A 19,564-nucleotide genomic window follows, 5' to 3' on the forward strand; every position below is an offset into this window, starting at 1 on the left:
TTGGCAGAGTAAGTATGCCAAACGGAAACATCAGGCGACGGTTACCGTCTGTCAATGGAACCATAACCACAAGGCCTTCAAGAAAGAACTAAGTGATTACCAAAACTGGCAACGAGCACAGCAACAAAAGGCCCGTTACCAAGTCAAGGTAGCGAACCAGCGCAAAGATTATTTGCATAAACTAACAACGACCTTGGTTAAGCAATACGACGTAATTGTCATTGAAGATTTGAAAGCCAAAAACCTTCAGAAAAATCATTGTCTAGCTAAAGCGATTGCGAATGCCAGTTGGTATCAGTTCCGGACCATGTTGGCGTATAAATGTGCCTGGTATGGTAAACGTTTAATGGTGGTTAAGCCAAACTATACCAGCCAAATTTGTAGCCACTGTGGTTACCATAGCGGACCAAAGCCGTTACAAATTCGTGAATGGACGTGCCCAAGCTGTGGTAACCATCACGATCGCGATATTAATGCGGCAGTTAATATCTTGCATCAAGGATTAAAAGCTATTGGCTAGGGACTAGCCATGGTAAAAGAGTGGAGTTCTGTAAGTTAGGTAGCTTGAATACAGGTATAATATCCTAAATACTACTCCGTGTTCCCAGAAGCGCGGTCATTAATGTCCGAGTAGTTCACATTTTCGAGAGGATTTCACGATAGCGAACAGAATATTCGAATTCGCGGTAAAATTTTGGTATGATGGTTTCATAAGTTTTAGAGGAGGTCTATAAATGTTTGAAGATACCAGTGATATGGATTCAATTCACTGCTCCTTCTGTGGTAAGTCACAGGATGAAGTTAAAAAGATTGTAGCTGGACCAGGCGTTTATATTTGTAACGAGTGTGTTGACTTGTGTAAGCAAATCATCACGCAGGAATTAGCTGAAGACGGTGCTAAGAACACCTTCCGCGTCCCAACGCCGGCAGAGATTGTTAAGGAACTTGACGATTACGTAATCGGCCAAAGTGACGCTAAAAAGACGTTGGCTGTTGCTGTTTATAACCACTACAAGCGGGTCAACGCAATGGTCACCGGAGATAACAACGATACGGAACTACAAAAGAGTAACATTGCCGTGATTGGCCCCACTGGTTCGGGGAAGACTTATTTAGCCCAATCCCTTGCCCGGATTTTGAACGTTCCGTTTGCCATTGCCGACGCGACAACTCTGACCGAGGCTGGATACGTTGGTGAGGACGTTGAAAATATCATCTTGAAGCTCCTCCAGGCGACGGACTTCGATGTTGACCGTGCCGAAAAGGGTATTATTTACATTGATGAAATTGATAAGATTGCCAAGAAGAGCGAAAACGTCTCAATCACCCGGGATGTTTCCGGTGAAGGGGTCCAGCAAGCCCTGCTGAAGATCCTTGAAGGGACAATCGCTAACGTTCCGCCGCAAGGTGGTCGGAAGCACCCTCAACAGGAATTTATCCAGGTTGATACGAGTAATATTCTCTTTATCGTTGGTGGGGCCTTTGACGGAATCGAAAACATTGTTAAGGAACGGGTCGGTGAAAAGACAATTGGTTTTGGAACCAGCTCTGCAGAACGGGACAACATCACCGAAAAGAACATCCTGCAACACGTTATTCCAGAGGACCTATTAAAGTTCGGCCTGATCCCGGAGTTTATTGGGCGGCTGCCAGTTATGACGGCATTGCAAAAACTTGACGAAGATGATCTCGTCCGGATTTTAACTGAACCTAAGAACGCACTGGTAAAGCAGTACCAAGAACTGATTCGTCTTGATGGCAGTGAATTAGGCTTTACGGATGGTGCCCTTCGTGCAATGGCTAAACTGGCGATTGCCCGGAATACCGGTGCCCGGGGACTACGGTCAATTATTGAAGACGTAATGCAAGACGTTATGTTTGACCTGCCGAGTCGTAGTGACGTGGCTAAAGTGGTGATTGACAAGCGTTGTGTTACGCACCACACCGAACCTAAGTACATTATGAAAGACGAGCAGGCCTCGTAAGCAAAGGAAGGCAACCAACGATGGAGGTTCACAACGTAGACTTGACGATCAGCGCGGTTCGTCCTAACCAGTATCCGCAGACCAACTACCCAGAGATTGCCCTGGTTGGTCGGTCCAATGTCGGTAAGTCGTCACTGACAAATGTATTGATTAACCGGCGGAATTTTGCCCACACCTCCAGTCAGCCTGGTAAAACCCAGACACTGAATTTCTACAATGTTGAGGACCAACTCTATTTTGTTGACGTTCCGGGCTACGGTTACGCAAAGGTTTCTAAAAAGAAGCGGGAACGGTTTGGCCAAATGATTGAAGAATACTTGACCCAGCGGGAGCAGTTGCGGGGGACGATTCTTCTGGTTGATGGTCGGCACGCCCCAACCAATGATGACGTCAGTATGTATCAGTGGCTCCAGTACTACAATATTCCGGCCCTGGTAGTGGCCACGAAGATTGATAAGGTCAAGGGCAACGCCTGGAACCGGCAGGAAAGCTTGGTCAATAAGACATTAGGCTTGGATAAGCAGACCCCCCTGATTCTCTTTTCAGCAGTAAAGAAACATGGCCAAGCGGCCGTCTGGGAATGGATAGAAAAGCAAACGGGGGTGAGCAAGAAGTGAACTTTAACGAATACCAAAATGCTGCCAAACGAACGCTTTACGGCAATGAGCAAGTCCTGACAAACTGTGCTCTTGGTTTAGCAGGTGAGTCTGGGCAAGTGGTGGATTTAGTCAAGAATTATGCCTTTCGGGGGCAAAAGCTCGACCGCCAAGAACTTATTCACGAGATGGGTGATGTCCTATGGTACCTGTCACAAATTGCCGAATGGGCTGATATCCCGTTTGATGAAGTGGCAAGAGAAAACATCGCTGAATTAAATAAGCGGTATCCTACGGGCTTCAAAAAGCAGGCTAACGAGTAGAAGTTGGAAATACACGGTACAACAATCTAGAAAACAGAAAAGAGGCTGAGAAAACACATTTTCTCGGCCCCTTTTATGGTTACGGCTACTTCTTATCAGCCTTATTGTTCTTTTCTTGCTCCTCTTTGGCTTTCTTATCCTTAGGAAGTTTCTTTTTTGGATCAATGGCAAACTGGTCGAAAAGCCGGTCCAGCTGCTCACTTCGTCTGGTAACTAAGCCCATTTTGCTCGCTCCTTTTTTGTGTATCATAGCATAGGCAAGATTAAATCTGCAAATAAATGGCCAGGAAGCAGACACAATCTTTGCCATCAGCCAGCATCTTCAATTATAATATTATACTAGCATTTCTCACGGAGGGTTATGATGGCAAGCAATTATCTTGAACATAAATTAGCATTACTGCCGGATAAGCCCGGCTGTTATTTGATGAAAAACATCAATGGTCAGATTATTTACGTTGGTAAGGCCAAGAACCTGAAAAACCGGGTTCGCTCATATTTTAAGAGCAGCCACACGGGGAAGGTCGCCAAAATGGTTTCTGAAGTTGCCGACTTTGAAACCATTATTACATCGACCAATAAAGAATCTTTCCTGCTGGAAATTACCCTGATTCAAAAACACCAACCCTATTTCAATATCAAACTTAAACGGGGGACGGGGTACCCATACATTAAAATTACCAATGAGCGCGACCCCCAGGTTAAAATCGTCAGCAAGATCAAAAAGGACGGGGCCTATTACTTTGGGCCCTACCCCAACGTCTATGCAGCCGAAGAAACGGTTAACTTTATTCAAAAGGTGTACCCGCTGCGCCGGTGTAACGGTTACCAGGGCCGGCCATGCCTGTACTACCACATGGGGCAATGCCTCGGAGCCTGCTTTAAAAAGGTTCCCCAAGAGGAGTACGACCGGCAAATCAAGAAGATTAAATCCTTCTTAAATGGTAACACCGCAACGGTGAAGCGGCAGTTGACGGAGAAGATGGATAAGGCAGCGGCAGCCCTCGAATTTGAGCGGGCAGCGGAAATTCGTGACCAAATTCACTACATTGAAGTGACGGTTGAAAAACAGAAGATTATTTCCAACGACAAGACCCCACGGGACCTGTTTAACTTTTACATGGACAAGGGCTGGCTTTCAATTCAGGTCTTCTTCATTCGGCAGGCACGGTTGATGAAACGGGAGAAGCGGCTCTTCCCCGTGGTTGACACGGCAATTGAAGAAATGACCAGCTTCATCCTTCAGTTTTATAACCGGCGAAATAATATCTTGCCCAAGGAAATCCTCCTTCCCAAGGGACTCCCAAATAAGGAAATCGGTGAAATCCTCGGGGTGCCGGTCCGGACTCCCAAGCGGGGCGAAAAACGCGACCTGATGGCCATGGCGGCTGAGAACGCCCGCCTGGTCCTCGATGAAAAATTCCGCCTCTTAGAAATGGACAAGGGGAAGACCACTGGCGCCATGAAGGAGATTACCGACGCCCTCGGCTTACCGGTTGGGCATAAGATTGAGGCCTTTGACCACTCCCACATCCAGGGAGCCGACCCGGTGAGCGCGATGGTCGTATTCATCGACGGGGAACCAGCAAAGAAGCTCTATCGTAAGTATAAGCTTAAGACGGTCATTAACCATGCGGATGAGGCTGCCAGTACTCGGGAAGTGATCAGACGGCGTTATAGTCGCCTCCTGCGTGAAAACAAGGCGATGCCGGATATGATTTTTATGGATGGTGGTGAAATCCAAATGAACGCTGTCAAGGACGTCTTAGAGAACGAACTTGGTCTGGATATCCCGGTTGTGGGGATGGTCAAAAACGATAAGCACAAGACTGCGGACCTCCTATTTGGTGATGAAGATCAGCATGTCAACCTGGACCCCCGAAGTCAGGGCTTTTACCTGGTTCAGCGGATTCAAGATGAAGTCCACCGGTTCGCAATTACCTTCCACCGAAATGTTCATACCAAGCACTCCTTGAGTTCTCGTTTGGACGAGATTAAGGGGGTTGGCCCGCGGACCCGAACGAAGTTGTTAAAGAAATACGGTTCGGTGACCAAAATCGCCCAGGCTTCAGTTGATGAGATTCATTCTCTGGGTATTAACCGGCCGACCGCCCAACTGATTAAGGTTTCCCTTCAAAAGAACGCAGAAGTGGCGAAGGGAAGCAGTCACAATTGATTTTGACGGTCCCTCATTTTTAAAATATACTAGGTAGTATATAGATTACAGATCGGAGAAATAAACATGAATACCTTTGTAGATCAAATCAAGATTGAAGCACATGCCGGTAAGGGTGGCGACGGAATGGTAGCCTTCCGCCGGGAAAAGTACGTTCCTAATGGTGGCCCAGCCGGTGGTGACGGCGGTCGCGGCGGAAGTATTATTTTAAAAGTCGACGAGGGGTTACGGACCCTGATGGACTTTCGTTACCACCGGATTTTTAAAGCCAAAAATGGCGGTAACGGGATGAATAAGCAAATGACGGGGCCAAGCGCTGAAAATACGGTCATTGCTGTACCTCAGGGGACGACTGTTCGGGACCTTGATACTGGGGAAATCATTGGTGACCTGGTGGAAAAGGGTCAAGAATTGGTAATTGCCAAGGGCGGTCGTGGCGGTCGCGGTAATATCCACTTCGCTAGTGCCAAGAATCCCGCACCGGAGATTGCCGAAAACGGTGAACCCGGTGAGGACCGCTACTTGGAATTGGAACTGAAGATGCTGGCCGACGTAGGCTTGATTGGCTTTCCATCCGTTGGTAAATCGACCCTCTTATCGGTAGTTACTGGTGCAAAGCCCAAAATTGCGTCCTATGAATTTACCACCCTGGTCCCGAACCTGGGAATGGTTATGCTGCCTGATGGTCGGGACTTCGCTATGGCTGATATGCCCGGACTAATTGAGGGCGCTTCAAAGGGGATTGGCTTGGGACTCCAGTTCTTAAGGCATATTGAACGGACGCGGGTCCTTCTGCACCTGGTTGACATGAGTAGCGAGGACGCGGATCAGGGAATTGCTCGCTTCCGCCAAATTAACCACGAGCTGGCTAACTATGATCCAGAACTGTTAAAGCGTCCCCAGATCGTGGTCGCTACCAAGATGGATATGCCAAACGCGGAAAAGAACTTGGCACATTTTAAGGCTCAGTTAGCAACGGACGATACGCTGGAAGAAACTCCCCGGGTCTTTCCAATTTCGGCGGTTAAGCACCAGGGGGTCCAACAGCTGATGCAACTGACGGCCGACCTCTTAGACCAGACGCCGGCATTTGACAGCGAGAGTCATGATGAAAAACTTACTCCTAAGTATGAAGCGGCCGGGAAGGAGTACAAAGAAGATAAGGAGCCAGCCTTCACGATCAGTCGGGACGAAGACGGAACCTGGGTCCTTGGTGGTACTAAGTTACTCCATCTCTTTGATATGACGGACCTTAATCACGAGCAAAGTCAGCTACGGTTTGCCCGGCAAATGCGGCAGATGGGGGTTGACGATGCCCTCCGTGAACGTGGGGTTAAGGATGGCGACCTGGTAAGGATCAGAAAGTTCGTCTTTGAATTTATTCAGTAATTGTGTGTTCAGAAGGTAGGGAATATAATGCAACTTGAATTTTTAGGAACTGGCGCGGGATCGCCAAGTAAACAGCGGAATGTATCTAGTGTGGCACTACGGCTACTGGAAGAACGCAACGCAATATGGTTATTCGACTGTGGTGAGGCCACCCAGCACCAAATCCTGTCAACAACGATTCGGCCACGGAAGATTGAGAAAATCTTTATCACCCACCTGCATGGTGACCATATCTTTGGCCTTCCTGGTTTATTGAGTTCGCGCTCCTTTCAAGGAGGGCACGAGCCCTTGACCGTTTATGGGCCAGTGGGGATTAAGCGTTTTGTGGTGACGGCATTACAGGTCAGTGAATCGCGGCTAAGCTACCCCCTTCACTTTGTGGAAATTGACCACGAAGGGGAAGTCTTTAACGACGGTAGTTTTAAAGTGATTGCAAAAAAGTTGGACCATAAAGTTGCCTGCTATGGCTACCGGGTTGTTGAAAAGGACCATCCCGGCGAACTTCAGGTTGCTAAACTGCGGGAGATGAACATTCCATCTGGTCCAATCTACGGTCAGTTGAAGGCCGGCAAGACGGTTACCCTAGATGATGGGCGTATTCTTGATGGCCATGATTTCATCTGTAACCCTCAAAAGGGCAGAATTGTTGCTATCCTTGGTGATACGCGGAAGACAGCTAACGCGGTGACCCTTGCTCAAGATGCTGATGTTCTGGTCCACGAGAGCACGTTTGCCAAGGGGGAGGACAAAATGGCTAAAAATTACTACCATTCGACCAGTCTCCAAGCAGCGGAAATCGCCAAAAAGGCAGGGGCAAAGCGGTTGCTGTTGAACCATATTTCGGCCCGCTACACCGGCAAAGCGGCCTACCAGCTGGCCTACCAGGTCCGGGATGTATTCCCGAATACACGAGTAGTCAACGATTTTGATATCATCGACATTCCATTTAATAAATAAAGGGGCGGTTGCAATGATGAGAAGAGTGAAAACTTTACGTTTCCTAAGAAACGAGGTGGTTTTAATCACCGGAGGTTCCAGTGGAATTGGCAAGGCGTTGGCATTAGAAGCCGCCCGGCGGGGAGCAATTGTGGTAGTAACTGCCCGCAATAAGGAAAGGGTTTCCGCGGTTGCCAAACAGTGTCTCCTACTCTCTGGTCGGCCGGCATTTGCCTACCAAATGGACGTGACTTCGCCCGATGAAATCGATGCGGTCCTTAATAAAATCTCCCACCAAATTGGGGGCATCGACGTCTTGGTCAACTCAGCCGGATTGGGGAAGTTCGCTCCGGCTGCTAGTCAGTCCTACAAGACGTTGAAGGGGATGAACGACGTTAACCTGCTGGCTTTGATGTACATCAGTCGCTGTGTTGCCAAGCAGATGATGAACCAGGGTTATGGAGCCATTATTAACTTAGGATCGGCGGACGGTAAGATCCCGACGCCCAACAGTGCGGTATACTCCGCTACTAAGGCTGGGGTTATTCAGTTTGATAATGTCTTGCGGATGGAAGTGGCTGACTACGGCGTTCAGGTTCTGACGGTTAATCCTGGACCGGTTAATACGCCGTTCTTTGATAAGGCAGACCACAATGGCAACTACCGTAGTCACTTACCAAAGTGGATGTTTATTTCGGCGGATGAGCTTGCCCGGCGGGTATGGAACAACGTCGGATACAAGACGCGGGAAATCAATGTTCCCAGCTATGTTTCCTACCTTGGCTGGGCATACCAAGTCTTCCCTGGCCTAGGCGACTGGGCAATTAAGAAGTTCTTTGATTTCCAACAAAACAAGCAAGAGCTGTAATTAATACCCGGATGCGGACGATGGCGGTGCAACTGTCTGAGACGTGAGGGGAAAGGACAAAGGCAGTGGGAGAACACCGCCTTTTATTATTTTCTGGATAGATGTGAGGGATAGAAATGATTAATTCACATTATGCTTGGCAACTTCAGCCAGTGGCGGATGAGAAGGTCCGCCATGATTTAAGCAGTCAGCTACATGTTTCGCCGACCATGGCGCAGTTACTTGCTAACCGGGGCCTAAAAGAAGCTGATGCTGCACAGGCCTTTCTTCAGCCCGACCTGCAGACGGTTCACGATTCCCACCAGTTGCATGACATGGACAAGGCGGTTGAGCGGATTGAACAGGCGATTGCGGCAAACGAAAAGATAACCGTTTACGGCGACTATGATGCTGATGGGATAACAAGCACCGCGGTCATGTACGAAGCCTTAAACGAAATTGGGGCAAACGTTGACTACTATATTCCGGATCGCTTTAAGGATGGTTACGGGCCCAATGCAGACGCCTACCAACGCATCATTACGGCTGGCACAAAGCTCATTATCACGGTTGACAATGGGGTCAGTGGAAAAGACGTGATCGACAACGCAATGGTCCAGGGGGTTGATGTGGTGGTGACTGACCACCACGAGCTCCCGAGGGAACTACCAAACGCGGTCGCCATCGTCCATCCCCGCTATCCCGGGAGCAATTACCCCTTTCCTGACCTATCGGGAGTGGGAGTGGCCTTTAAAGTGGTTTGGGCCTTGCAGGATGAATTTCCGGAAGAAATGCTGGACCTTTTGGCAATTGGTGAAATTGCCGACGTTGTGAGCGTGACCGATGAAAACCGGGCCCTGATTGGGGCCGGTATCCAACTTCTGCGTCAGGGGATGCGTCCCGGCATTCACGCCCTCCTGCAAGCGGCAGGGGTGAATGAAGCACAGCTGACCTCCACCGACATTGGTTTTACGATTGCCCCCCGTCTTAATGCGCTGGGCCGTATTGCCGATGCTAATGCCGGGGTCGAACTACTGACAACCGTTGACGAGCAAACAGGTAGCCGGCTTGCCCAGCAGGTTGAAGCGGCGAATCAGAAACGACGCGAACTGGTTGACCAAATTATGGGGGAAGCAAGTGCGCAGGCAGCCCATGCACTAGATCAGCCGGTCCTTCTCTTGGTTGGTCATAACTGGCATCAAGGCGTCTTAGGGATTGTTGCTAGTCGAATCATGGACCAGACGGGGAAGCCGACCATTGTTGCCAGTGCTAATGACGGGAGTGAAGTGGCCAAGGCTTCCGGGCGTAGTATCGCTGGCTTTAACCTCTTTGATGCCCTTGATCCTCATCGTGACCTCTTAACGACTTTTGGGGGGCACCCCGCTGCTTGTGGCTTATCCTTTGAATTAAGTAAGACTGACGAACTGCGGGCGGCGTTGCTTGCGGAGGCGCAAAAGCAGCAATTTGATAGCCATAAACAAATTCCGTTGGTGGTTGATGCCCAGCTGCGGGCAGGGGATGTTAATGAGCAACTGTACCAGGAAATTCAAAAACTCGGCCCCTTTGGCCCTGGTAATGAGGAACCCATTTTCGAATTTAATGATGTCCAGCCCAGTGACGTTCGCACGATGGGAAAAAACAATGACCACCTTAAGTTTTCCCTAAACGGTCAGGTGACCGTTGTTGCCTTTAACCAGGGAAAACTGGCACCAATCCTCGAGGACCAAGGCGGCCAAGTTGACCTGGTTGCTAAGCTGAGTGTTAATGAATGGCAGGGGAAGCGGACAGTCCAGCTACTACTCACTGATATCCGTGTCCGGGGGACAGTTATCCTCGACCAGCGGACAAGCCACCTGACTGCTAACCATTTTGGCCAAGCGGGCTTCTATGTTGTCGAAGATACTCGGTTACGGGAAAACATTGCACCTCACGTTGGGGACGGAAAAGCCCTATCGATTGACCAGGCGGCCACGACTGACTTTGCTGGTAAGGCAGTGACGGTTGTTGATTGCCCAAAGAGCTTAGCGGCCTTTACCAAGATCTTCGAAAAGGATAGCGCAAGCCCCGCCCTGGTTCGCCTATTACTGTTTGAAAACAACAGTGTTTATCTTGCCGGGCTCCCCACCCGGGATGACTTTGCCGCCATTTACCGTTTTCTGGCTCGACAGGCAAATATCCAGTGGCCAGGCCAGCGGACAGCGGTTAGTCGTTATTTAAGAATTAATGAAGTTCGGTTAAATTTGATGATTAATGTGTTTTCTGAGGTAGGATTTGTTACAATTAGTAATGGTGTTTTAAACCTTGCCAAGAATACGCAAAAGGCCGATTTAAAACAAACGGACCACTATCAGGCGCAGCTTGCCCGTTACCAGGCTGAACAGACGCTCCTTTACAGTAATGCTGGAGCACTCGCCAAATGGGTTTTACAGTGCCTGAAGGAAGATTAAAGGAGATATTTTCTGGTTATGACTTTAGACCTTTATAAATACGTTGCCAGTATCCCAGATTATCCAGAAAAGGGGATTATCTACCGGGATATTTTACCGTTGATGGCAAATGGTGAAGCGTACAAGCAAGCAACTGATGAGTTGGTTGATTACGCCAAAAATAAGAATGTTGATATGGTCGTAGGCCCCGAGGCCCGTGGCTTTATCGTTGGTTGCCCAATTGCCCGTGAATTAGGTGTTGGTTTTGCACCGGCACGGAAGAAGGGGAAGCTACCTCGCAAAGCAATCAGTGCTAGTTACACCTTGGAGTACGGAAGTGCAACCTTGCAGATGGAATACGATTCAATTAAACCAGGACAACGGGTTCTCGTTGTCGATGACCTGCTGGCGACTGGTGGGACTATTTCCGCGACAATCAAGATGGTTGAAGAAATGGGCGGAATTGTCGTTGGCTGTGCTTTCTTGATTGAGTTGAAAGCTCTTCATGGACGTGAAAGGGTTAAGGACTACGACGTTAAGGCACTGATGGAATTTTAAAAATAGAGGGTGAGGCATTACAGTCACACCCTTATTTTTATATCAAGGATATTTGAAAAGGAGTTTAACAATGATCTTTTTGGTTATTTTTGGCGGCCTGATGTTGATTCTCGGTGGCTTCTATTTAGCAAACTCATGGCAACGTTACCGTGAATGGAAGTCGGGAACGGTTATTGTTGTTTTGAGTCTAATTGCCGTGATTTTTGGGACAATTAATCTGCCGGTCTTTAAGGGGCATCAACAGGTTTCAAACCAATCTAGTTCTTCAAGTCAACAGGTTAGTCAGAGCAGTTTTTCGAATGGCTTCAGCACAATCAATGGTGGTCAGCAGGGGAGTCCTAACCACCAAATGGCTGTTTTGCGTCAGCTTCAAAAAGGGTATTCCAAGTTAGGAACGGTTTCGTTTAACAAGGAGAACAATACTTATACGATCAAACCAACGGCGGACAATACGGTTCAAGCCGTCAAGGCAATCGTAAGTGACCCTAGCCAGGCTAGTCAGATGGGGTGGTCAAACTTGACCAATTCGATCAAGAAGAATTCCAGCCAGGTTTCGACTGCTTTGAATGGTGATTACACGATTCGAATCGTTAACCCAGACAACACTGACCAGGCGGTTTATAGTGCCAAAAATGGTAAGACCACCTATAATATTGCAGATAATTAACTAGACACGGGATTTTTAAGGAGACCACTTTACCTTTCAGGGCTTATCTGATACAATATAGAAGTTGACGATGGAGAGTTGGCAGAGTGGTAATGCACCGGACTCGAAATCCGGCGAACCCGTGTAGAGCGGGCGCGCAGGTTCAAATCCTGTACTCTCCTTTATATATAAAAAATGTGGAAACACAGAAAAACACGAACCTTTTAATATCAAGGGTTCGTGCTTTTTATTAGGTATGAAGAAACATTATAAAGATAAAGTTGGTGCACGGAATGGGCAAATTTACTTAAATCGTACATCAAAATGCTACTAACTTATGTAGTTTGAAGGCTTTCAGAACCTTAACAGTTACTATTCTGTAATAGATATTAGTCATGGTAGTAGCGTTACGGTACGGTTATTCTTAGATCAAATCAAAAGCAGGAGCACTATGGCAAAAAAATATTACGTCGTAAAAGAAGGTCGTCAGCCGGGAATATACAATTCATGGCCGGCGGGTCAAAAACAAGTAAGTGGCTACGCTGGTGCAGTTTACCGGGGCTTTTCGACTTTAAGTGAAGCGCAGGCTTGGCTCGCGGCCCCATCTAAACGGTCAATGCGGCAACCTGAACAGATGCAGTTAGCGTTGGGGGACCAACAAGAAACTACCGACCAGCCTGAAGTCCGCTTGTACTCCGATGGTGGCTCACGTAACCACGGAAACAAACTTGGTCAGCACGTCAAGCAAACTGACAAGGCTGCCTGGGCTTACCTCATTGAGGGCGCTGGTCGCCGGCTTACTGGAACTGGTGGTGAGTGGGGCAGTACCAATAACCGGATGGAGTTACTGGGGCTAATTAATGCCCTAAACAGACTTCTTGAACTTAGTTGGCAGGATAAAAAGATTGTGGCAACCCTCGACTCACATTACGTCTTGGACACCATCATGAAGGGGTGGTTAAACGGTTGGCGGCGCCGTAACTGGCGGACCTCAACGGGCAAACCAGTCGCAAATCAGCAATTATGGCAGGAAATCTTAGGCCTGTTACCGCGTTTCTCTGCGCTGCACTTTACCTGGACGAAGGGGCACGCCAACAACTCTGGTAACAACACGGTTGATGAATTACTAAACAAAACGATGGATAAAATGGGGGAATAATTGTATGAAGATTGGTATTGACCGGATGGCTTTCGCCACGACAAATGAATATATTGACCTCCGCGAATTAGCTAAGGTGCGGGGTGTTGATCCTAATAAGTACACAATTGGAATTGGCCAAGACCAGCAGGCCGTCGTTCCGCCCACTCAAGACATTGTCACGTTAGGAGCAGCCGCTGCCCGGAAGCTTATGACCAAGCAGGTTGGCGACCACCTCTCGACAATTATCGTGGCTACTGAATCGGGGGTCGACAACTCTAAGGCAAGTGCGATTAACATCAAAGAATTGCTAGGCCTCAACGACTATGTACGGGCGGTTGAACTTAAGGAGGCTTGTTACGCTGGGACGGCGGGAATTCAATTTGCCCGTGGCCTGGTAGCGCTACACCCCCAAGAGACAGTGCTAGTCATTGCTACCGATATCGCCCGTTATGGTTTGCAAACGGCGGGGGAGGTTACCCAGGGAGCAGGTGCCGTCGCCATGCTGATTAGCGCAACCCCCCACATTCTAGCAATTGAACCGACCAGCGTGAACCTGACAAAAGACGTGATGGACTTCTGGCGTCCCCTGTACGCCACTGAGGCAATGGTGGATGGTAAATACTCAACCAACGTTTACGTTGACTTCTTCAAACAGGTATTTACCCGTTATCAAATGATGACTGGTCGCCAGTTCAATGATTTTGCGGGCCTAATTTTTCACCTACCATTCACCAAAATGGGGAAGAAAGCCTTAGAAGGGGCCCTCGGTGACCGGCATGATCAAGTGGCAACTCGGTTGCGCACGGCACTTACCGCCAGTCAATTGTACTGCCGCCAGGTCGGCAACGTGTATACTGGTTCACTCTATCTCGCCCTCCTTTCATTTCTGCAAAATAGGCAGGTCAATGCTGGCGACCGGCTAGGGTTGTTTAGTTATGGTTCTGGTGCCGAAGGTGAGTTTTACACGGGAATCGTTCAACCGCACTTCTTGGACCACACTAATGATGTCCAAGCAATGCTTCAAAAGCGGCACCAGGTCTCGATTACGGAGTATGAGGACATGTTTAACCACCAGCTGGGAATGGATGAGCAGGACGTAGAATTTGACCTCAGCAATGACCATGCCCCCTTTGTTCTCGCTGGGCAAAAAAACCACCAGCGAATCTATAAACGACAATAATAAAAAGAGCGCCAGCACTCGTATCTACGAGTCTTGACGCTCTTTAAACGCTAAGCTGTTAGAAAATATTATCGCGGAAGAGACCGACAACCTTTCCCAGAATCTTAACGTTCTTAAGAAAAATCGGGTCCATGGTGTCATTTTCGGGTTGGAGGCGAAAGCGGTTCTTTTCCTTAAAGAATCGCTTGCAGGTTGCCTCGTTATCATCGTTCATTGCGATGACAATATCACCGTTCTTGGCGGTAGACTGTTTACGGACGATTACTTGGTCACCGTTTAAGATGCCGGCCTTGATCATACTAGTTCCCCGAATGGTCAACATGAACAAGTCATTATTATCCTGGATGGAAGGTGGAATTGGGAAGAAATCCGTGGCGTCTTCTACGGCAAGAATTGGTTGGCCCGCCGTAACCACCCCTAACAGGGGAATCTTCGTCTGTCGTGGCTTTACCCCCAGGAGGTCCAGCCCTTTCGGCGTGATTTCCAGTGCCCGTGGTTTAGCAGGGTCCTTTTCCAAAAAGCCTCCTTCAATTAGACGGTTAATGTGACCGTGGACGGTTGAAGTTGATGAAAGACCGACCGCACTACAAATCTCACGAACGGTTGGTGGGTAACCGTGGTCAGTGACCTGCTTGTGAATAAAGCTCAGAACAGCCATTTGTTTATTTTTTGCCGGTTTTGCCATTATAGCACCTCATTAATATATTATTATTTTAAGGATATCATAGGCTTACCGGAATTTCAAACGTACGTTCGTGATTGACAAAAAAAGTGATTAATCTAAAATGATATTGTGAATTAAAGGACTGGAGGTCAGCTTAATGACAGAATCAAAGGAACAGGAAAAGCTATTAAAGCGGATCAATGAGCTTGCCCACAAAAATAAGAAGGAAGGCCTTACTGAGGCCGAAACACGAGAACGCGAACGCCTGCGCCGTGAATACATCAAGAACTTCCGCGAGACCATGCGGAGCAACATTGAGATGATGCGGATCTACAATGATGAGGGCAAGGAAGTTACGCCTGAAAAGGTGAAGGAGATTCAGCGAAAGAAAGGTCTCCGCGACGATTAATTTAATTTGCTACTTTTCAAGTGTTAAACATTCGTGTAAGATGAAAAGGTAACTTAACAAAGGAGGAAGCAATCTTGGGTATGACGATTTTATTTGTCATTCTGGCGCTGCTGGTTGGTTTATTAATCGGCTTCTTCGGTGCTCGTAAGTACATGGAAAACTATCTTCGTAATAATCCCCCGATTTCTGAGGAAATGTTGCGGACAATGATGCTCCAGATGGGGCAGAAGCCATCCAGCCGGAAGTTACATCAAATGATGCAAACGATGAAGGCACAAGCACGAAAGGCTAATAAGTAATTGGTCGGGTGACTTATATAAAAGAATGGGAGTGCGACAGAACTAGCTTACTAGTTCGTTTTTCGACGCAAAGCTAGCCTGTAGGGACCACCCCGTCGAAGCAAGTCTTTAGAAAGCACAAAGGGACTCTAGTGTGCGGATTTCCGTACACTAGAGTCCCTTTGTGTACTGTACTGCAGCATTTTCAACTATATAGGAGACTTATGTCGTCAGAGCCCCTATATTTTTAGTTAAAAATCATCGTCTTTGGGCTTAGGGGGCATAACGTAAACGAAGTTGGGGTCAATTTGCTTGTCGAGGTCATCAAAGGCTTCCTGCATCTTTTTTTCCAGTTCAGCCTCATACTCTTCATTTAGCTTTTTCTTCCGGTCAACGTAAATCGGCTTGCCAAAAGCAATCTGACGTGGCTTCCGGGTAAAGAGTTGCCCAAACTTGAGGGGCCCCTGGTAGACTGCCGGAACGAGGGGCACGTTCGCCAATTTAGCAATCAGGGTTGCACCTCCCTTGAGCTTGTCTGAGTAACGGGAGCCACTAGGGAAAATAATTGTGGAAAGGTTACCGTTTCGTAAAAACTTCACCGGTGTTTTAATGGCTGATGGGCCGGGGTGCTTTCTGTCTACCGGATAGGCATTTAGGGACCTCAAAAACCGACCCGCAATCGGGTTTTTAAATAACTCTTTTTTGGCCATAAAACTAAATTCCTTTGGCCAGACGGCAAGGGCCAATAAAACGGGGTCCATCCATGTCCGGTGGGGTGCTACAATAATGTAGTTACCATCGGGGAGGTTTTCCCGATTATAGATACGGGTACGCCCGTTAATTAACGTTAAAAATGGATTGACGATTTTTACTAAGAATGTGTAGAGCATTTTTATTCTTCCAATCTGTTTAAATGATACTTCAAAGCTAAAGTATGACTAAAAAAAGACTAACTTGCAAGGAGAAAAGGGGAAATAGCGATGAATGAACCAACGAAATTATTACGTGGCGACGAGCGAATTGACCAACTATATAGTCAGGATGTCAAAATTATTCAGAGTCCGACTTGCTTTGCCTTTTCCCTCGATGCAGTTTTACTGGCCGACTTTGTCCGACCCAATCACCGCCACCTCCTGAAGACAGTCGACTTGTGCGCCGGTAATGGGGCAGTGGGCCTCTTTCTTCATAACAAGTTGGGCGGGACCTTTACTGAAGTGGAAATCCAGGAGCGTCTAGCGGATATGGCCGCCCGCAGTATCCAACTCAACCAACTTGATGATCGTTACCGCGTTTTGAATATGGACATTGCTGATGTCTTTAACCAGGTGCCGAAGGATTCCGTCGATGTGGTCCTCTGCAACCCACCTTATTTTCCCGTTACAGAAAAGAGTCAACGTAACCCCAACCGCTACCTTGCAATTGCCCGCCACGAGATTAAGACGAACTTCATGATGGTCGCAAAACAAATGAGTGGCCTGTTGAAAATGAACGGGCACGGATACCTGGTTCACCGTCCAGACCGATTAACAGAAATCATGACGACCCTTCAGGAACATCGCCTGGTTCCCAAACGGTTGCGTTTTATTTATCCAAAGCCCGGACGAGAAGCGAATATGATGCTGATTGAAGTGATCAAAGATGGAAAGCCGGGGGGGATGAAGGTCGTCCCGCCAATTATTGTCAACGGGGACGATGGGGAATACCTTCCGGCAGTGAGGAAGCTTTTATATGGCAAAGAATAAACCTTACTATATCTACGTCTTATACTGTGCCGACGACAGCCTTTACTGTGGCTTCACCGACAATGTCCAACGGCGCTTTGACCAGCACCAGGCTTATAAGGGGGCTAAGTACACCCGTGTAAAGAGCCGTCACCCCCTCCGACTGATTTACCATCAAAAATTCAACAGTAAGAACGCTGCCCTCAGTGCGGAATACCATTTTAAGCACCAGCCCCGGTGGAAAAAGGATCGGTTCTTGAAGGCGCATGGAATCGACGTGGCACACTATTTTGCCTTAAACCATCAAAGCGCCAAAAGAAAAGGTTAAAAAGCTTGTCATTAGACAAGCTTTTTTGTATACTATTAAACGGTGTTTAATAACATATAACACACCTGTGACGATAAGAAGGGATGTGCCAATAGTGGTTCCCATTCTTAGACGACTCATGGGGAGGAAAAACAATTTGGAGGTATTTTTATGTCTGTTGTTACTATGAAGCAATTGCTTGAAGCAGGTGTCCACTTCGGTCACCAAACTCGTCGTTGGAACCCAAAGATGGAACAATACATCTTCACTGAACGTAACGGTATTTACATCATTGACTTACAAAAGACTGTTAAGCTGATCGATACTGCTTACGACTACATGAAGAACGTTGCCGCTGATGGTGGGGTTGTTCTCTTTGTCGGCACCAAGAAGCAAGCGCAAGACTCTATTGAAGAAGAAGCTACCCGTGCAGGCCAATTCTATGTTAATCACCGTTGGTTAGGTGGTACTTTGACCAACTGGAAGACTATCCAATCCCGGATCGCTCGTCTGAAGGAATTGAAGAAGATGTCTGAAGATGGCACTTTTGATGTTCTGCCAAAGAAGGAAGTTGCTGTTCTGACTAAGCAACGTGAAAAGCTGGAACGGTTTCTTGGCGGTATCGAAGACATGCCACGGATTCCAGACGTACTGTTCATCGTTGACCCACACAAGGAACAAATCGCTGTTAAGGAAGCACAAAAGCTGCACATTCCAATCGTTGCCATGGTTGATACTAACACCGACCCAGATGACATCGACTACATAATTCCTTCTAACGATGACGCAATTCGTGCCGTTCGTCTGATTACTTCTAAGATGGCCGACGCAATTGTTGAAGGTAAGCAAGGTCAAGATGAAGCTCAACAAGCAGATGCGGATGCCGAAGAAACTGCTGAAGACACTACTGTTAGTGAAGATTCTCTGAAGAACCTTAAGAACAGTGTTGAAGGCAAGTAATTTAAAAAACGATTAATACTTGGGCTGTTTTGTGTTATGGACCATTGTGGCCCTGAGTACAAACAGTCCTTTTTTGTAAAACTTATTAACTGTTAAAGGAGAGACTCTGTCATGGCTGAAATTAAAGCTGCTCAAGTTATGGAATTACGAAAGAAGTCCGGTGCCGGCATCATGGATGCCAAGAAGGCATTGGTTGCAAGTGATGGTGACATGGATAAGGCAATGGATTACCTTCGTGAAAAGGGAATCGCCAAGGCTGCTAAGAAGAGCAGCCGGGTTGCTGCTGAAGGTTTAGCAGATATCGCAGTTAACGGCAACACGGCCGCAATCGTTGAACTGAACTCCGAAACGGACTTCGTTGCTGCCAGTGACCCATTCAAGGACCTGCTGAAGAAGATTACTAAGTTAATTAGTGAAAACAAGCCTGCCAATGTTGACGAAGCTTTGGCAATTAAGACCGATAATGGTACCCTGAAGGATGATATCATTAGTACCACCCAAAAGACCGGTGAAAAGGTTAGTCTGCGGCGTTTTGAAGTCGTTGAAAAGGACGATGGGGATTCCTTCGGTGCTTACCTCCACCAAGGTGGTCAAATTGCAGCCTTAGTTGTTCTGAAGGGTGCTGATGAAGCTACTGCTAAGGATGTTGCAATGCACGTTGCTGCCATCAATCCTGAATTCATGACTCGTGACGATGTTTCCAAGGAACGTCTTGACCACGAACGCGCTGTCTTCAAGGAAGAAACGTTGAACGAAGGCAAACCTGCTAAGATCGTTGACAAGATCGTTGAAGGTCGTTTGAACAAGTTCCTGTCCCAAATCTGCTTGGCTGACCAGGAATTCGTTAAGGATTCTGACAAGACCGTTGCCGAATACGTTAAGGCTAACAACGGTGAACTGAAGTCCTTCATCCGTTACGAAGTCGGTGAGGGAATCGAAAAGAAGCAAGACGACTTTGCTAAAGAAGTTAAGGACCAAATGAACTAAGCGTTCGATTGGCGAAAAGGACGTACTTATATTAA

Annotated in this window: 22 protein-coding genes and 1 tRNA gene; 20 read left to right on the top strand and 3 right to left on the bottom strand. The window is 47.6% G+C overall.

What is annotated here, in order from left to right; genetic code table 11:
- The 4 genes from FD32_RS10360 to FD32_RS08290 all read left to right on the top strand — a co-directional run.
- A partial coding sequence (locus tag FD32_RS10360) for an RNA-guided endonuclease TnpB family protein (RefSeq protein ID WP_235803797.1) occupies positions 1 to 520 on the top strand: 520 nt, incomplete at its 5' end.
- 214 nt (positions 521 to 734) lie between these two features.
- Positions 735 to 1,985, top strand: coding sequence for an ATP-dependent Clp protease ATP-binding subunit ClpX (clpX, locus tag FD32_RS08280; RefSeq protein ID WP_047769088.1), 1,251 nt, complete (start codon positions 735 to 737; stop codon positions 1,983 to 1,985).
- A 20-nt stretch (positions 1,986 to 2,005) separates the two neighbouring features.
- Positions 2,006 to 2,602, top strand: coding sequence for a ribosome biogenesis GTP-binding protein YihA/YsxC (yihA, locus tag FD32_RS08285; RefSeq protein ID WP_047769089.1), 597 nt, complete (start codon positions 2,006 to 2,008; stop codon positions 2,600 to 2,602).
- Positions 2,599 to 2,904: a nucleoside triphosphate pyrophosphohydrolase family protein gene (locus tag FD32_RS08290; protein ID WP_047769090.1), complete on the top strand. Its 306-nt coding sequence runs from the start codon at positions 2,599 to 2,601 to the stop codon at positions 2,902 to 2,904. Before yihA ends, FD32_RS08290 begins: the two co-directional genes overlap by 4 nt.
- 85 nt (positions 2,905 to 2,989) lie before the next feature.
- On the opposite strand, the gene FD32_RS10100 is transcribed toward FD32_RS08290, so the two are convergent.
- On the bottom strand, positions 2,990 to 3,127 hold the full coding sequence (locus tag FD32_RS10100; RefSeq protein ID WP_169746079.1) for an SPJ_0845 family protein: 138 nt from the start codon (positions 3,125 to 3,127) through the stop codon (positions 2,990 to 2,992).
- A gap of 141 nt (positions 3,128 to 3,268) precedes the next feature.
- Between FD32_RS10100 and uvrC the strand changes: the two genes are divergently transcribed.
- The 10 genes from uvrC (at position 3,269) to FD32_RS08340 (ending at position 14,203) form a co-directional block, all read left to right on the top strand.
- On the top strand, positions 3,269 to 5,080 hold the full coding sequence (uvrC, locus tag FD32_RS08295; RefSeq protein WP_056962165.1) for an excinuclease ABC subunit UvrC: 1,812 nt from the start codon (positions 3,269 to 3,271) through the stop codon (positions 5,078 to 5,080).
- A 66-nt stretch (positions 5,081 to 5,146) separates the two neighbouring features.
- A complete protein-coding gene (gene obgE / locus FD32_RS08300) occupies positions 5,147 to 6,469 on the top strand; it encodes a GTPase ObgE (RefSeq protein ID WP_047769092.1) in 1,323 nt (440 codons plus the stop codon).
- Positions 6,470 to 6,496: 27 nt separating this feature from the next.
- A complete protein-coding gene (gene rnz / locus FD32_RS08305; protein WP_047769093.1) occupies positions 6,497 to 7,426 on the top strand; it encodes a ribonuclease Z in 930 nt (309 codons plus the stop codon).
- Positions 7,427 to 7,439: 13 nt separating this feature from the next.
- Positions 7,440 to 8,273: an SDR family NAD(P)-dependent oxidoreductase gene (locus tag FD32_RS08310; protein ID WP_047769095.1), complete on the top strand. Its 834-nt coding sequence runs from the start codon at positions 7,440 to 7,442 to the stop codon at positions 8,271 to 8,273.
- A 116-nt stretch (positions 8,274 to 8,389) separates the two neighbouring features.
- On the top strand, positions 8,390 to 10,699 hold the full coding sequence (gene recJ / locus FD32_RS08315; protein ID WP_047769097.1) for a single-stranded-DNA-specific exonuclease RecJ: 2,310 nt from the start codon (positions 8,390 to 8,392) through the stop codon (positions 10,697 to 10,699).
- 18 nt (positions 10,700 to 10,717) lie between these two features.
- A complete protein-coding gene (locus tag FD32_RS08320) occupies positions 10,718 to 11,236 on the top strand; it encodes an adenine phosphoribosyltransferase (RefSeq protein WP_047769100.1) in 519 nt (172 codons plus the stop codon).
- Positions 11,237 to 11,306: 70 nt separating this feature from the next.
- Positions 11,307 to 11,903, top strand: coding sequence for a membrane protein (locus tag FD32_RS08325; RefSeq protein ID WP_047769102.1), 597 nt, complete (start codon positions 11,307 to 11,309; stop codon positions 11,901 to 11,903).
- A 72-nt stretch (positions 11,904 to 11,975) separates the two neighbouring features.
- A tRNA-Ser gene (locus FD32_RS08330) sits at positions 11,976 to 12,064 on the top strand.
- 269 nt (positions 12,065 to 12,333) lie between these two features.
- Positions 12,334 to 13,041 carry a ribonuclease H family protein gene (locus FD32_RS08335; RefSeq protein WP_047769104.1) on the top strand — a complete coding sequence of 236 codons (708 nt, stop codon included), beginning with the start codon at positions 12,334 to 12,336 and terminating at the stop codon, positions 13,039 to 13,041.
- A 4-nt stretch (positions 13,042 to 13,045) separates the two neighbouring features.
- Entirely contained in the window at positions 13,046 to 14,203 is a 1,158-nt protein-coding gene (locus FD32_RS08340; RefSeq protein ID WP_047769106.1) for a hydroxymethylglutaryl-CoA synthase, read from the top strand.
- A 58-nt stretch (positions 14,204 to 14,261) separates the two neighbouring features.
- Here FD32_RS08340 and lexA read toward each other — a convergent pair whose 3' ends face one another.
- Entirely contained in the window at positions 14,262 to 14,888 is a 627-nt protein-coding gene (lexA, locus tag FD32_RS08345) for a transcriptional repressor LexA (protein WP_047769108.1), read from the bottom strand.
- A 136-nt stretch (positions 14,889 to 15,024) separates the two neighbouring features.
- Here lexA and FD32_RS08350 point away from each other — a divergent pair, with 136 nt between their 5' ends.
- On the top strand, positions 15,025 to 15,276 hold the full coding sequence (locus FD32_RS08350; RefSeq protein ID WP_047769113.1) for a DUF896 domain-containing protein: 252 nt from the start codon (positions 15,025 to 15,027) through the stop codon (positions 15,274 to 15,276).
- Between the two features lie 74 nt (positions 15,277 to 15,350).
- Entirely contained in the window at positions 15,351 to 15,575 is a 225-nt protein-coding gene (locus FD32_RS08355; protein WP_152666529.1) for a YneF family protein, read from the top strand.
- Between the two features lie 230 nt (positions 15,576 to 15,805).
- Here the strand turns inward: FD32_RS08355 and FD32_RS08360 are convergent, their stop codons facing one another.
- Positions 15,806 to 16,444: a lysophospholipid acyltransferase family protein gene (locus FD32_RS08360; protein ID WP_047769115.1), complete on the bottom strand. Its 639-nt coding sequence runs from the start codon at positions 16,442 to 16,444 to the stop codon at positions 15,806 to 15,808.
- Between the two features lie 90 nt (positions 16,445 to 16,534).
- Between FD32_RS08360 and FD32_RS08365 the strand changes: the two genes are divergently transcribed.
- The 4 genes from FD32_RS08365 to tsf all read left to right on the top strand — a co-directional run bounded on the left by FD32_RS08365 (position 16,535) and on the right by tsf (position 19,529).
- Positions 16,535 to 17,296, top strand: a complete 762-nt coding sequence (locus tag FD32_RS08365; RefSeq protein WP_047769117.1) for a tRNA1(Val) (adenine(37)-N6)-methyltransferase — start codon at positions 16,535 to 16,537, stop codon at positions 17,294 to 17,296.
- On the top strand, positions 17,283 to 17,603 hold the full coding sequence (locus FD32_RS08370; protein ID WP_047769119.1) for a GIY-YIG nuclease family protein: 321 nt from the start codon (positions 17,283 to 17,285) through the stop codon (positions 17,601 to 17,603). Before FD32_RS08365 ends, FD32_RS08370 begins: the two co-directional genes overlap by 14 nt.
- 150 nt (positions 17,604 to 17,753) lie before the next feature.
- A complete protein-coding gene (gene rpsB / locus FD32_RS08375) occupies positions 17,754 to 18,542 on the top strand; it encodes a 30S ribosomal protein S2 (protein WP_047769121.1) in 789 nt (262 codons plus the stop codon).
- A 111-nt stretch (positions 18,543 to 18,653) separates the two neighbouring features.
- Entirely contained in the window at positions 18,654 to 19,529 is an 876-nt protein-coding gene (tsf, locus tag FD32_RS08380) for a translation elongation factor Ts (RefSeq protein WP_047769122.1), read from the top strand.
- The last annotated feature ends 35 nt before the right edge of the window (positions 19,530 to 19,564 follow it).

The organism is Limosilactobacillus panis DSM 6035 (assembly GCF_001435935.1).
GTDB classification, from domain to species: Bacteria; Bacillota; Bacilli; order Lactobacillales; family Lactobacillaceae; genus Limosilactobacillus; species Limosilactobacillus panis.